Here is a 14331-nt window from a genome sequence, read left to right as displayed (position 1 = left end):
AGCTATTGGAAATCAACGGAATAACTTGTGAGGGCTGCGGCAGCACCGATGTCGAGTTTGACCCCGCAACTCGAAAGGTTCATTGCAACCAGTGCGGTCGCGAGATGTACTATTCGCGGGCGCGTCTGGGGGCCACGGGCAAAATCGCGTTTGCCAAGGACAATGCCATCAAGTTTTTTAAGGGCGGCAACTGCCCGGAGGCCCGCAAATTTGCCGCGGACGTGCTCAATATGATGCAAGACAACGCGGCAGCACAGTTTATGGTTGCGTACTGCGATGAGTTTTGCGAAGGTCTTTCGGGTTCGATGACGGTTTTCTTTAAAAGGGCCGAAGATATCCCTCTCGAATATGACGAAGTGCGTGACTTGATCGACTTGTTTGAGTCGACGCTCTACAACATGCGTGACTTTGAGGTTCAGATGGTATCGCTCGTGGTCGCCAATATGCAGAGCATGGAGGATCGGTCTCGGCTTGAGAGCTTTATCGATGCTGTATGCCCGTTCTGCATAGTGCGGTATGCTTCGGAAGACTTTATGACCGCAGAGCGGGAGAGCTTCTATCAAGATATCGCCGCCAACTGCAACATACCCAAAACGTGTCTCGCACTACTCAAGGGCATTAGAGAGAACCCCGGGTCCCCCTATAAAACTGGTTCGTTTACGTTACGAAGAAGGACCTCGTACTTTCTCGAACACTATGTGGAGCCCGTCGGGCGCATCGTCAATTCGATGAAGGCAAGCCAATACAAACAGAAGTTTCTTGTGGCCTATCAGCAGGTGTCCGAGCAATACCGAAGCATGGCCTCTCAATAAAGCGGATGGCGGGTGCTTACTCGCTGAAAGCTCTTGGATGATCTAAACAGTTCAAACTGAAAGGTGGTACAGATGAGTGATTCGGGATTAGATACTGCCCTTATCGAGCGCAGGATCGCCGCTATTGGAACAAAAGTTGACCAGATGACCACGAAGGTCGATAAGGTCGAATCCCAAATGGAGGAAGTGCGGAAGGACCTTAAAAAGCTCCGAAAGGACTTTCTCGAGATGATGCTTGAACAGCGTCGTACTGCCGCACTTGAGCAGGCGACTACGGAGCTCGTGAGCGTCCGGCAGGAGATGGACAAGAAGTTCGGCAACTACTCGGTGGTTCGAAACACCATGGTCGGTATTCTCCAGGCAACCGATGCAGCGCTCGTGCGCAAGGCGACGATTTCGACGGTCTCCGAGGAGTTAATGATTTCTACCCCGGACTACTGGCTGGCGCCTGTCCTGGTTGCCCTTGCGGCATGGATCAACAACAACCGAGATCTTGCGGAGCGCGCAATACGTGAGGCTGTCAAACGTGACAACGAGCACACGTCGCTTGCGATGGCTCTGATTTGCAGACGTAATAACCGCACGGCTACGTGCTACGAATGGCTCGCACGCTACTTCTCGACGCAAAACGCCGCCCGTATTGATGCCGATGCGATGGTCTACATTGATGCCTATATCAACGGTATCTTTGGCACCGACGAAAAGCACCTGTGCGATGACTATATGGCGGGCTGGATCGAGCAGATCAGAAATCAGAGCCCTGAGTTCGAGAATGAGCAGTCAGAGTCATGGGCGGAGTACTTTACCGGCTACGAGGAGGATATGAGCTCGAGATATCCGGCGCTCAAGGTGGTGGTCAAGGAGTTTGACTACATCAATAAGTATCTCGGAAAAGTCGAGGCAATCGAGAGCATCTCCAATGACTTCGCCGACCTCAAGGCTTCTGATGTTGACGAGAGGACGCTTGCCGAGCAGGTTGACAGGCATTTGATGGAGCTCGTTAACTCCGATGACTCCAAGGAGCGAAATTTGCGTCGTCAGGAGGAGTATCTTCTTGCGGTCAAAGCATTTGGCGGAGACGTGGACCGCGCCCGAGAGCTCGTCAATCGTCGGCGCGATGAGAAGCGTCAGCAGACGATGAACATCATCGACCAGATGACACGCTCGATGCGCGACCAGAGCGCGTCCGTGGATGTGCATAAAAAGAAGACCGCGATTCAGTTTTTGGGTTCCTATATCAACGGTGGTTTCAACCGGTATCGCAAGAGCGATGTCCCCGAATTTCCGCAGGCGATCACCCTTGACTTCGACGGATGGACAAGCAGGGCGGTTACCGGCGATGAGGGTAATGCGCTGCGCGGCGATTATGTTCGCTATGTCGGTGAAGAGAAGAAAAAGGAGCTCGCTGAGCTTGATGTCAAGATCGCGAAGGGCAACAAGAGCTACAAGATAGCGGCCGTTGTCCTCGCTGTTTTGGGAGTAGCTTTCTTTGCGTTTGTAAACCAGGTTATTGGCATTCTGCTTCTTGCGGGGGCTGGCTATTGTCTAGTAAGGACGGGCCTCTCGAGCAAGCAGCGCGCTGCGGAGGCAGAAGAGATTGAGGCCAAATACTCCAAACGCATCCAGGAAGGCTGTTCCGAGATCGATCTGGCGCTTAATCAGTGGAAGAGCGCGAAGGAAGCGGCGGCCGAGCGCAGCGACCTGCTTAAGCTCGATAAGGTTGCCTAGCCGATAGGATTGACTCGATAACCATGAATGGAGTGAAATAGATGACTGATGAAGTGACTGATTTCGACCATAACGATGCTGCGATGCAGGACTTCGATGCATTGAGCGAGCTCGATAGTCTGTTTGAAGAGGACGAGCGACTGAAGCAAGCTGAGAACAATGTTTTGACTCAAAATCTCTCAGGCTTTGCAAACTGCTTTCCCGATTGGGATTTGCATCCGCCGGTAGCGTAGAAAAGCGCTTGAAACACAAGCTGCGACCATTTGGAAACATCGATGTTTCTGCGGGCTAGAAGCCATGGGGCTTTTGGCCCGCTGTCTTTCATATGCCGGTCGGCGGCATAGGGCATCAACCGTATTCTAGGTTCTTGGACGCCAGGCCGACTCGCTTCGGATCGGGCGCTACACCAACTTTCTCGAGACTACCAATCTGACAGGGCCTTGTCCGTACGTGGACGGGGCCCTTTTGTGTGGCCTAATAGGTTTGCTATACTGCTAGCACGTAGAAAGGAGCCGCTATGGGTACAGCAACGGTGCAGCTCAACACGCGAATCGATCCTATGCTCAAAGCTGGTGGCGATGCGGTCCTAACTCGCAATGGATTGGGGCCGAGCGATGCCATTCGCGCGCTTTGGGTCTATCTTGTCGAGCACCAAGCGTTGCCGGGATTTGTGGTGGCGGATAAGCGCGAGGCGCCCCGTGCGGAGAGTCTGGCCGAGCGGGGGTGTGGCCTAGCTTTCTCCTCGTTGGGACTAAGCCCTTCGGATTTTGCGCCAGTTGGATCATCTGCGGAAGACTGGGATGCCGTACGAGATGATATGTATGACGCGATGATTGCCGACATCGAGGCGAATTGCCGATGATTGAGGCAAAGCATCTCTTGGTAGATACGAACGTTTGGCTCGATTATTACCTGCAAGAGGGGGCGTTCGACGAAGCGAAAAGATTGGTTGAACTGGCCGAGGCGGGAAAGATCGACCTTCTGTATGCGCCAACGACGGCAAAAGATGTGTTCTATATTTTGCCTCGGCGACTAGCCCGGCGGAATGTGAATGGGATTAACGTGTCGTTTGCCTCGGCGTCGTGGGTCTGCATTGAGCACATGATGCAGGTGGCAAGCGCCTCCCCGCTTTCGTTGGCAGAGTGCGAGATGGCACGCATGCTTGGCAAGCGCATGCCGGATCTTGAAGATAACCTCATCATCGCTTCGGGCGAGACGGCAGATGTTGACTACGTGGTCACGAGTGACCGGCGCATGCTGGAGGCGATGCCCGAAGTTTGCCTGACGCCTGCCCGCGCACTCGATATGATTGGAATCCTCGGCTAACCTTGCCTGCCTCGTTTCGTTATCATATGGGGCATTGTGAACCTCATGCAACTTTGGAGGACGGTATGGCGGATAACGCCGAGATGCTATTCTCGCCCGAGCTGGTGTTTTTTGATTGGGAGTGCGCGACGCCGGATGAGATGTTTGCGCGGCTCGAGGACGAGCTTGCGCCTCGCGGCTACATTGCGCCCGGTTGGCTCGATGCCGTCCACACGCGCGAGGATGCCTATCCCACGGGTCTTGCCATGCCGGCGGCAAACATTGCCATTCCGCATACCGATCCGGGGTTTGTGGCCAAGCCCTATATCGCGGTGGTGAAGCCCTCCGCGCCCGTGACATTTAACGCTATGGCTGGCATGGGCGCTCCGGTGCCGGCGCAGATCGTCATCAATCTGGGCATCGCCGAGCCGGGCGGCCAGGTCGAGGCTCTGCAGGCGCTCATGAACATCTTTATGGACGCCGATGCCGCAGCCGACGTGCTCGGCCAGACCACGCCGCAGGGCATGGTCGACGCCATCCGCCGCCACTTCTAAGGTGGGGCTAAGCCGGCACCTAGGGACGTTCCTTATGTGCCGGCACTTGGGGACTGTCCCTAACTGCCGGCAGAAAAGGAACGTCCCTAACTGCCGGCTGCCAGAGCTGTCCCCTTTGCACCAAAATGGTGCAGATTAACCTGTCCCCAATGCACCAAGCGTGCCGCGGGGGCTGCGTTGTGACACAATGGCGTTTGTTCGATTCGTTATGCGAAAGGCCAACTATGGCAAATAAGAAAAAGAACCCCGCACTCGAGCCGACGCCCGAGCAGCAGGCTCGCGCCGCCTCCAACTCTCGCAAGAAGCAGCGCAAGACCCGCGTGTCCAAGACCGTCAAGATCGTTCTGGTGGTCATCGGCGTGCTGGCGATGCTGCTTTCCGTCTCGGCGATGGCGTGCTCCGGCCTTATGTCGCAGGCCGAGGACACCTCGGGCTACAAGCTGACCGGCGGTGTTGCTGCTACTATCAACGGCACCAACCTCACCGAGGACACCGTGACCAAGCAGATCATGAGCATGCGCACGTCCTACGGCTACACCAAGGACAAGGACTGGGCGCAGTATCTGGTCGACAACGACCTCACGCCCAAGAAGTATCGCAAGCAACTCATCGACTCCTACACGCAGCAGATTCTGCTTCAACAGGCACAGAAGGAGAACGGCGTGACGGTGTCGGACGAGGAGGTCGAGAAGGCTTGGAAGGACGCGTGCAAGAGCGCGGGCGGTGCCAAGGCCTTTAAGAAGACCCTCAAGACCTACGGCTATACCGAGGATACCTACAAGGATTCGCTCAAGGAGAGTCTGGCGCAGCAGAAACTCAAGGATGCCGTCGCGCCCACGAGCAAACCCAAGGACAGCGAGATTGTCGATTACATCAACGAAAACCTGTCCAGCTACAACGACGCCCGTCGCTCGTCGAACATCCTGATCAAGGTTGATTCCGACGCTTCCGACGAGGACAAGGCTGCCGCCAAGGCCAAGGCGCAGGAGTGCCTGGACAAGATCAACTCCGGTGAGCTGAGCTTTGAGGACGCCGTTGAGCGGTACTCCGAGGACACCGGTTCCAAGGAGAAGAAGGGCGATGTGGGCTGGGATAAGCTCACCACCTTTGTCGACAGCTACCAGACGGCGCTCGAGGGGCTCAACAAGGGCGACGTGAGCGAAGTCATCGAGTCGACCTATGGCTACCACATCATCAAGTGCACCGACTACTTCCATGTCGATAATCAGGTTGATGACATCAACCAGGTGCCCAAGGCCATCAAGAAGTACGTCTCCAACGTGGTGAAGACGCAGGCGGCCAGTACCGCGTACAGTGAGTGGCTGGAGCAGTACAAGAAGGACGCCGACATTACCGTCAACCCCATGCCCAAGGACGTACCCTATAACGTGAGTCTGAAGGGCATCACCAAGAGTTCGACCGACGATTCGTCGACGACTGAGTAATCATGGGGCGGTGCTCGCGCGAGTGCCGCCCACGCTATTAGAGAGGATTTGCAGATGACCAACGAAGAGCTGCAGAAGGAAATGATCGCGGCCATGAAGGCCAAGGACAAGGTTCGCCTGTCCATCATTCGCCAGGTTAAGGCCGAGGTGAAGAATATCGAGGTCAATGAGCGCCGCGATGTGACCGAGGAAGACGTCAACAGCATGATCAAGCGTCTGATCAAGCAGACGAGCGAGACACTGGAGATGTCCATCAAGGCCGGCACCGACCAGGAGCGTACCGACAACCTGACCGAGCAGGTCAAGATTCTGGAGAGCCTGCTGCCCGCGCAGGTTTCGGGCGAGGAGCTCGAGGCTCTGATCGAGCAGGTCATCGCCGAGCTGGGCGCCACGTCCAAGAAGCAGATGGGCCAGGTTATGGGTGCACTCGGCAAGGCCACTGGCGGCAACTTCGATAAGCCGGCCGCGGCAAAGATCGTCGGAGCCAAACTCGCGTAATTTGTTACGCGGTTTTACCAAACCGCGTAACGGCTCGACGCTGCAAACCCGTACACGCGGCAATCTGACGTTCAATTTCAAGGGCGCGACCATAAGGTCTGCGCCCTTTCATTTCACGTCACCTTGCTCGCGTGTACGGGTTTTCGCTGACTTATGCTCAACAAGGGCGGTTGGGCGCTCACTGGGGACAGACTTAAATGAGTGCCCAATGAGTGGGTGGAAGATTGCGGGTTCTTTACGGGAATGTAGTGTGGGCTGCGGAAACGTGGTTCTTTCCGTACAATAGTTCAACTCGTGTAAACGCAGGGAAGGGACATTCATGGCAGACATGATCGAGATCAAGCATCTCAACAAGTACTTTGGCGACCTGCATGTGCTCAAAGATATCAACCTCACCGTCAAGCGCGGCGAGAAGCTCGTAATGATCGGGCCTTCCGGCTCGGGTAAGTCGACGCTCATCCGCTGTGTCGATTATCTTGAGGAGCCCACGTCGGGCGAGGTCATCATCGACGGTACGCCGCTCACTAAGAAGAATCACCTGGAAATGGCTCGCAAATATAGCTCCATGGTGTTTCAGCAGTTCAACCTGTATCCCAACATGACGGTGCTGGGCAATCTGACGCTCGCGCCCATCAAGCTGCAAAAGAAGAGCAAGGAGGAGGCGACCGAGATCGCCGTCGCCGCGCTCAAGCGCGTCGGCATGGCGCATAAGGCCGGCGAGTATCCGCAGAACCTCTCGGGCGGTCAGCAGCAGCGCATCGCCATCGCCCGTGCCCTGTGCACCAAGCAGCCCATCATCCTGTTTGACGAGCCGACCTCGGCGCTCGACCCCGAGATGGTCCAGGAGGTTCTGGACGTTATGATTGAGCTCGCGCAGGAGGACATCACCATGATCTGCGTGACGCACGAGATGGGCTTTGCGCGCCAGGTGGCCGACCGCGTCATCTTTATGGAGGACGGCCGCATCCTGGAGGAGGGCACGCCCGAGCACTTCTTCGATAACCCCGAGAACCCGCGCTGCCGCGAGTTCCTGTCCAAGATTCTGCACTAGGCGCGGTGATGGACATGACGGATATGACGAGGGCGGCCGTGTCGCGCCGTCACTTTTTGCAGCTGGCGGGCGCCGGCATGCTCGCGCTGACGGGGACCGCGCTCACCGGTTGCGGCAACTCCACCAGCGGCGAGGGTTCCGACAAGGGATCCAAGCTTGCGGCCATCAAGTCGCGCGGCCATCTGAATGCCGGCGTCAAGAAAGATGTTCCCGGCTACGGCTATTACGACACCGCCAAAGGCCGCTTTGAGGGCATGGAAGTCGATTTGTGCTACCAGATCGCCGCCGCTGTCTTTGGCGTGAGCTACAAGGAAGCCCGTGCCCAGGAGCTTGTCGAGTTTACCGACGTAACGCCCAAGACACGCGGCCCGCTGATCGATAACGGCCAACTCGACGTGGTCGCAGCGACCTACACCATCACCGACGAGCGCAAGAAGAGCTGGGATTTCTCGACGCCGTACCGCACCGACTACGTGGGACTCATGGTCAAGAAGCGTTCGGGCTTTACCTCGATTGAGGACCTGGACGGCAAGGTCATCGGCGTGAGCCAGGGTGCCACCACGCAGGGCCTGATCGAGCAGATGATCAAGGACAACGGCTTTAGCTGCAAGCCCGAGTTTAGGGCCTTTAGCGGCTACCCCATCATCAAGAGCTCGCTCGACGCCGGCAATATCGACGTCTTTGCCATGGACCGCTCCACGCTGGCCGGTTACATGAACGAGACCGTTGAGCTGTTGCAGCCCGAGGTCAAGTTTGGCGAGCAGGGCTACGGCGTGGCGACCAAGAAGGGCTGCGACCTTTCGGCCGTGGTCGATCAGGTGATTTGCGATCGTCTGGCCGACGGCTGGCTCGACCAAGAGGTCAAGACCTGGGGTCTTGTATAGGCGCATCGTCCAAGGAAGGAATCAAATGCTCGAAGGATTATTTGACGCCGACCGTTGGTCGACGACATTTCAAAACATGGGGCCCTTCTGGGAGGGCTTTGGCGTGACGCTACAGGTGGTCGTTGCCGGTCTGCTGCTGTCGCTGGTGCTGGGCACGCTGCTGGGTGTGTTCTCTACCACCCGTTCGCGCGTGCTGCGCGCCATAAGCCGCGTATACGTGGAGTTTTACCAGAACACCCCGTTGCCCGTGCAGGTGCTCTTTATGTACATGGCTGGTCCGCAGTTTTTGCAGGCCATAACCGGTGCCGACCAGCCGGTGCGCATCGCGCCGTTCGTGCTGGGCTTCTTGGGCGTGGGCCTGTATCACGCGGCCTACATCTCGGAGGTCATCCGCACCGGTATCGAGGCGGTTCCGCGCGGTCAGATGGAGGCGGCGCAGAGCCAGGGCTTCACCCGTGCGCAGGCGTACTGGTACATCGTGCTGCCCCAGACATTCAAGATCATTCTGCCGCCGCTGTGCAACCAGGCACTCAACCTAGTCAAGAACACGTCGGTGCTGGCGCTTGTGGCCGGCGGCGACCTTATGTACCGTTCCGACAACTTTGTGAGTCTGTACGGTTACCTGCAGGGATACATCGTCTGCTGCCTTATGTACTTCATCATCTGCTTTCCGCTCGCCATGCTGGTGCAGTGGCTCGAGCGCCGCTCCAAGGAGCGTCCGCGCGGCGTGAGCCTCGCCGAGCTGGGGCTCGACAACGTAGAGGAGGCCTAGCGCATGGAAATCTTCAACGCGACCAACCTGCTCTACATTTGGGGCGGCTTTGTTAAGACGATCGAGATCTCGGCGCTGTCGATCTTTTTCTCGCTCATCTTTGGCACGGTGCTGGCGCTTGTTAAAAGCTATGCGCCCCGCCCGTTCCGTATTTTGGTGAGTGCCTATATCGAGCTGTTCCGCTGTACGCCGAACCTGCTGTGGATCCTGTTTATCTACTTTACGGTGCAGGGTTTGGACATTGTGATTTCGACCATCGCCTTTACGCTGTTTACCAGCGCTGTTATGGCCGAGATTGTGCGCGGCGGCCTCAACTCGATTCCGCGCGGCCAGTTTGAGGCAGCGCAGAGCCAAGGCTTCGGCTTTTTTGCCACCATGCGCTGCATCATTCTGCCGCAGACGTTTAAGACGATCATTCCGGCGCTGTTTAGCCAATGCACGACCGTCATTAAGGACAGCTCGTATCTTTCGGGCATTAACGTGGCCGAGCTCATGTACACGGCAAACGTCGTGATGGCCCACGCGATTGATCTGTCGCAGGTACTTATGCTCTACGGCCTGGTGTTTGCGATGTACTTTATGCTCAACTTTGGTATCTCGTTGTTGGTGAGGGCATATCAACGCCGCATCGTGGCCGCATAGTCCTGCTTCCCCAAGCACGGCACCTTGCCCCTCAATCGTCGCTTGCGTACATTTAGTACGCGGCGCTCCTCTTTCGGGGCAATCTGCCGCACTTGGGAAACCAGGACGGTCGTAAGTGACAAAATGGGAATCAGGAATTGCCTTTTCTCATTTGTTAGAAAGGAATCGCGATGAGCGATCTGGAGAACAAGAAGAGTCCTGTGGTCATTACCATCGCGCGCGACTTTGGTGCCGAGGGCCACGAGATCGGACGCATCCTCGCCAACGAGTTGGGGATTCCTCTGTACGACAACGAGCTGCTGGTGCGCGCGTCGCTGCGTGCGGGCGAGTCGCTCGATAAGATGGCCGCCTACGACGAGCGTCTGGCTGTGGAGAACATGGCGTTTCTGCCCGACCGCTACGACGCGCGCTCGTACTCGGACAAGTTGTTCCAAAAGATGAGCCAGGTGATTTTGGACCTGGGCGAGACCGAGAGTTGCATTATCGAAGGCCGCCTGTCCGATTATCTGCTTCACAACAACCCCAACCACATTGCCGTGTTGGTGACCGCACCCTTTGAGGACCGCGTCGAGATCGTGCGCAAGAAGCGCGGCCTTAACAAAAAGAAGGGCGCCAAGCTGGTCAAGCAGCAGCAGAAGGCGCGCGAGGCGTTCTACAAGCGCTACAGCGCCGGAAAGTGGAAGATGACGAGCGGCAAGGACATCGTCGTCAACCGCGCCAAGTTGGGCCGCGAGGGCTGTAAAGACGTCATCGCCGCAGCCTACCGCTATAAAGTGGCGCAGCTCGAAGGCTAGCCGACCAAAACCACCACAAAGGGGACAGGCACCTTTGTGGTGGTTTTTGTTTTAGGCTGAGGGGAAGGCCTTGGCGGCAGTGCCTATCCTCGGCTTTTGCATAGTCTCGATCTGTAACACCAAGCCAGCGAAAATGGCTCTAACTGTTACAGATTGAGATGCAGCGTGGCCGGCCGGCACAATATCTCAATCTGTAACAACTGCAGGGCTCAACGGACTCCAGCTGTTACAGATTGAGACAAAACGACCGGGCAAGTCCCAAACCACCACAAAGGTGCCTGCCCCATCGTGGTGGTTTGGGCGGCCGGCATAAAAAAGTCCCCGCCGGGCGTGTGCTCGACGGGGACTTTGCCGTTTGATGGCTAGCACTGCAGGTGATTACTCGCCCAGCAGGCTCTTGGTGATGGAAGCGGCGGCCTTCTTGCCGGCGCCCATCGCCAGAATGACCGTAGCGGCACCGGTGACGATGTCGCCGCCGGCCCAGATGCGGGGATCGGTGGTCTGGCCGGTCTCCTCGTCGGCAACGATGTAGCCCCACTTGTTGAGCTCCATCTTGCCGCCGATCTTCTTTGCGAAGGGGTTGGCGTTGGTGCCGATAGCCGAGATCGCGACGTCGCAGGGAATCTCCTCGATGGCGCCCTCGATGGGCACCGGGCGACGGCGGCCGGACTCGTCGGGCTCGCCGAGCTCCATCTTCTGGACCTTGACGGCGCACACGGAGCCGTCCTCGCCAGCGACAAACTCGAGCGGGGAGACGAGCGGCAGAACCTCGACGCCCTCGGCCTTAGCATGGTGCAGCTCGGCGCGACGGCAGGGCATCTCGTCCTCGGTACGACGGTAGGCGATGATGGCGTGCTCGGCGCCCAGGCGCTTGGCGGTACGGACGGCGTCCATAGCCACGTTGCCGCCACCAAAGACGACGACGTTCTTGCCGTGCTTGGTGGGGGTGTCGTACTCGGGGAACTTGTTGGCCTTCATCAGGTTCACGCGGGTGAGGTACTCGTTGGCGAAGAAGACGTTGGGCAGGTTCTCGCCGGGGACGTTGAGGAACTTGGGCAGGCCAGCGCCGGTCGCCACGTAGATGGCGTCGAAGCCCTGCTCGAACAGCTCCTCGGCCGTGGCCATGTTGCCCACGACGGAGTTGTACTCAAACTTGACGCCCATGTCCTCCAGGCCGTCAATCTCGCGCTTGACGACCGCCTTGGGCAGACGGAACTCGGGGATGCCGTAGACCAGCACGCCGCCGCCGGTAAAGAAGGCCTCAAAGACGGTGACGTCAAAGCCGTTACGGGCGAGCTCGCCGGCGCAGGTGATGCCGGACGGGCCAGAGCCCACGACGGCGACCTTCTTGCCGTTCTTGGGGGCCATCTTGGGCGTGGAGGCGAGCTCGGGGCGGTCACCCAGGAAGCGCTCGAGCTGGCCGATGGCCACGGGCTCGGACTTCTTACCACGGATGCACTTGCCCTCGCACTGGTTCTCCTGCGGGCAGACGCGACCGCAGATGGCGGGAAGCATGGAGTCCTCGCGGATGGTATCGAGAGCGCCGCCGAAGTCCTTCGCGCGGATCTGCTCGATAAAGCGGGGAATGTTGATGTTGACGGGGCAGCCCTCAACACAGAACGGCTTCTTGCAGTTGAGACAGCGCTCGGCCTCGGCCAGCGCCATCTCCTCGGTGAAGCCCTTGTCGACGGGGCGGAAGTCGCAGGCGCGCTCGGCAGCCGGCTCCTCGTTATCGGGGGTGCGGGGCGACTTCATATCGGCAACGAAACGACCGTTAACTAGTGGCATGCGCAGCTCTTTTCCTCATAGGCCTTGAGGGACGCGCCCTCTTCGGAACGGTAAGCGGCCTGGCGGGCACGAAGGTCATCCCAGTCGACCAGGGTGGCATCGAAGTCGGGGCCGTCGACGCAAGCGAACTTGGTCACGCCGCCCACCTCGACGCGGCAGCAGCCGCACATACCGGTGCCGTCAACCATGATGGGGTTGAGCGACGCGGTGATGGGGGTGTCGTACTTCTGGGCGGTGAGGGTCGAGAACTTCATCATCGGAACGGGGCCGACGCAGAAGACCTGGCTCACGGCCTTGTCCTGCAGCAGGCGCTCCAGCGGAGCGGTGACAACGCCCTGCTCGCCATAGGAGCCGTCGTCAGTGGTGATGTGGATGTGGTCCTCGTCGAGGAGCTCGCGGAACTGGTCCTCCATGAGCAGGAGGTCCTTGGTGCGGGCGCCCATGATGGCGTGCACCTCGTGGCCGGTCTCGACCAGGTGCTTGGCGACCGGGAAGGCAATTGCCAGGCCGACGCCGCCGCCAATGACGGCGCAGGGGCCCTCAGCCATCTCGGTGGGAACGCCCAGCGGGCCCACGACGTCGCGCAGCGACTCGCCGGCCTCGTAGGTGGAAAGCATCTCGGTGGTCTTGCCGATCACCATGAAGATGAACTCGACCCAGCCCTCGTCACCGTTCCAGCCGGCCAGGGTAAACGGGACACGTTCGCCCGTCTCGTTGGCGCGAACCATGAGGAACTGTCCAGCGTGCGCATGCTTGGCGATTGCAGGCGCCTCGATGCGGAACTTGAACACCTTCTCCGAGAACTGCGTCTTCTCCAGGATCTTATACATAGAACCCCTCTCTTGTTAGGGCCGCCGAACCGTGCCTCCACGGAAATGGACGGTAGCCCGAATAAAACCGTACGCGCACAGGCGTTGTGCAGACATACGGTGCAAATTATACCCTCATGGACATGTCGCTTACGTGTGTCTTCGGCGGTCGGGAAAAGGGTTTATCCACTTCGGCCTACCAAAGGGGGAGAGGTTTATTTTGGCAGGTTTTATCAGGCAAAACGGCAAAGGGGGCCGGCCTCGCGCATCGGTGAGGCCGGCCCCCTTTGGGGCGTTATGCATGTATGGTGGCAGCGTGTTTATTGCGATGTGCCGACTGCGGCGTTTACGCAGATAAAACCTGCCGAAATAAACCTGTCCCTAAATGGTAGGTTTTAGTGCTTGCCGTTGGCGGAGGCGGAGCCGTTGACGTGGTCGCGGGCATAGATCACGCCGTGCACGATTGCCAGGCCGGCGGCGTCTGCGGCGCGGGCGCAGGTGTCCTGGAAGTCCTCGGCCTCGCGGGCGCGCAGCTGCTTGAGCACGTAGTCGGCGACAGCCATCTTGCCGGGAGGGTTGCCGATACCGGTGCGGATGCGGCTGAAGTCGCGGCTGCCCATCTTGTCGATGATGGAGCGCAGGCCGTTGTGGCCGGCGTGGCCGCCGCCCACCTTAACACGCACATCGCCGGCGGGAATATCGAGCTCGTCGTGGATTACGAGCAGCTCCTCGGCCTTGATTTTGTACTCGCGGCAGAGCTTGGAGATGGGGCCGCCCGAGGTGTTCATGTATGACTGCGGCTTGACCAGCACAATCTGGCGCTTGCCGCCCTCTTCCTCGGCATCGTTGATATTGATGAGCGCGACCTCGGCGCCGGCCTGGTTTTTCCAGTACGTGACGCCGGCCTGACGGGCCAGCTCATCGATCGCCTTAAAGCCGGCGTTGTGGCGGGTCTCGGCATATTCCTCACCCGGGTTGCCGAGTCCGGCAACCATGCGAATCTTAAGCGGCTGTGCAGCTGCCATGTTCATCCTTTCGTTGATTTGTCGCCTGCTATGGTGAGCGACCCTGTTGCCGCTGTCAAATGGAGGGTAATTGAGGGCGTTTGGGGGCGTTTGGACGGACGTCGAAATCCGAGGTGGACAGTTAGTTCAGATACGTATAAGTTCTGAGGACTCGAATTACTCAATTCAATGCCGATACGTGGTAGCGCGCAGAGATGTGGTGTAAGAGGCGGGGAATGCCCCGC

General features: G+C 58.4%; 16 protein-coding genes. 13 read left to right on the top strand and 3 right to left on the bottom strand.

What is annotated here, in order from left to right:
* The first annotated feature begins 5 nt into the window (after positions 1-5).
* The 13 genes from DWW12_RS06110 (at position 6) to DWW12_RS06050 (ending at position 10485) form a co-directional block, all read left to right on the top strand.
* Complete coding sequence (locus DWW12_RS06110; protein ID WP_147345474.1) at positions 6-812, top strand: hypothetical protein; 807 nt, start codon at positions 6-8, stop codon at positions 810-812.
* Positions 813-884: 72 nt separating this feature from the next.
* Positions 885-2540: a hypothetical protein gene (locus DWW12_RS06105; protein WP_117855477.1), complete on the top strand. Its 1656-nt coding sequence runs from the start codon at positions 885-887 to the stop codon at positions 2538-2540.
* A gap of 41 nt (positions 2541-2581) precedes the next feature.
* The gene (locus tag DWW12_RS06100; RefSeq protein ID WP_089572626.1) at positions 2582-2773 is read left to right on the top strand and encodes a hypothetical protein; all 192 of its coding nucleotides are present in this window, start codon (positions 2582-2584) and stop codon (positions 2771-2773) included.
* 284 nt (positions 2774-3057) lie between these two features.
* On the top strand, positions 3058-3402 hold the full coding sequence (locus DWW12_RS06095; protein WP_117855476.1) for a type II toxin-antitoxin system RelB/DinJ family antitoxin: 345 nt from the start codon (positions 3058-3060) through the stop codon (positions 3400-3402).
* Positions 3399-3866, top strand: coding sequence for a PIN domain-containing protein (locus DWW12_RS06090; protein ID WP_199570717.1), 468 nt, complete (start codon positions 3399-3401; stop codon positions 3864-3866). The genes DWW12_RS06095 and DWW12_RS06090 overlap by 4 nt, the downstream gene beginning before the upstream one ends.
* Positions 3867-3931: 65 nt before the next feature.
* Positions 3932-4399: a PTS sugar transporter subunit IIA gene (locus DWW12_RS06085; protein ID WP_117855474.1), complete on the top strand. Its 468-nt coding sequence runs from the start codon at positions 3932-3934 to the stop codon at positions 4397-4399.
* A gap of 224 nt (positions 4400-4623) precedes the next feature.
* Positions 4624-5844: a peptidylprolyl isomerase gene (locus DWW12_RS06080; RefSeq protein WP_117855473.1), complete on the top strand. Its 1221-nt coding sequence runs from the start codon at positions 4624-4626 to the stop codon at positions 5842-5844.
* A 54-nt stretch (positions 5845-5898) separates the two neighbouring features.
* On the top strand, positions 5899-6342 hold the full coding sequence (locus tag DWW12_RS06075) for a GatB/YqeY domain-containing protein (RefSeq protein WP_006235801.1): 444 nt from the start codon (positions 5899-5901) through the stop codon (positions 6340-6342).
* Between the two features lie 319 nt (positions 6343-6661).
* Entirely contained in the window at positions 6662-7393 is a 732-nt protein-coding gene (locus DWW12_RS06070; protein ID WP_117803476.1) for an amino acid ABC transporter ATP-binding protein, read from the top strand.
* A gap of 14 nt (positions 7394-7407) precedes the next feature.
* Entirely contained in the window at positions 7408-8277 is an 870-nt protein-coding gene (locus DWW12_RS06065; RefSeq protein ID WP_233540533.1) for a transporter substrate-binding domain-containing protein, read from the top strand.
* Between the two features lie 25 nt (positions 8278-8302).
* A complete protein-coding gene (locus DWW12_RS06060; protein WP_035136546.1) occupies positions 8303-9049 on the top strand; it encodes an amino acid ABC transporter permease in 747 nt (248 codons plus the stop codon).
* A 3-nt stretch (positions 9050-9052) separates the two neighbouring features.
* Entirely contained in the window at positions 9053-9691 is a 639-nt protein-coding gene (locus DWW12_RS06055) for an amino acid ABC transporter permease (RefSeq protein WP_117855472.1), read from the top strand.
* 170 nt (positions 9692-9861) lie between these two features.
* The gene (locus DWW12_RS06050) at positions 9862-10485 is read left to right on the top strand and encodes an AAA family ATPase (protein WP_117840354.1); all 624 of its coding nucleotides are present in this window, start codon (positions 9862-9864) and stop codon (positions 10483-10485) included.
* A gap of 378 nt (positions 10486-10863) precedes the next feature.
* Here the strand turns inward: DWW12_RS06050 and gltA are convergent, their stop codons facing one another.
* The 3 genes from gltA to pth form a co-directional block, all read right to left on the bottom strand.
* Positions 10864-12273, bottom strand: coding sequence for an NADPH-dependent glutamate synthase (gltA, locus tag DWW12_RS06045; protein WP_022094914.1), 1410 nt, complete (start codon positions 12271-12273; stop codon positions 10864-10866).
* On the bottom strand, positions 12264-13103 hold the full coding sequence (locus DWW12_RS06040; protein ID WP_117647773.1) for a sulfide/dihydroorotate dehydrogenase-like FAD/NAD-binding protein: 840 nt from the start codon (positions 13101-13103) through the stop codon (positions 12264-12266). The genes gltA and DWW12_RS06040 overlap by 10 nt, the downstream gene beginning before the upstream one ends.
* 374 nt (positions 13104-13477) lie before the next feature.
* Positions 13478-14107 carry an aminoacyl-tRNA hydrolase gene (gene pth, locus DWW12_RS06035; protein WP_192934494.1) on the bottom strand — a complete coding sequence of 210 codons (630 nt, stop codon included), beginning with the start codon at positions 14105-14107 and terminating at the stop codon, positions 13478-13480.
* Positions 14108-14331 lie beyond the last annotated feature (224 nt).

This window comes from Collinsella sp. AF14-35 (assembly GCF_003464565.1).
Classification (GTDB): Bacteria; Actinomycetota; Coriobacteriia; order Coriobacteriales; family Coriobacteriaceae; genus Collinsella.
Note: the sequence above shows the minus strand (reverse complement) of the source record. Positions and strands in the feature narration are given on the sequence as shown.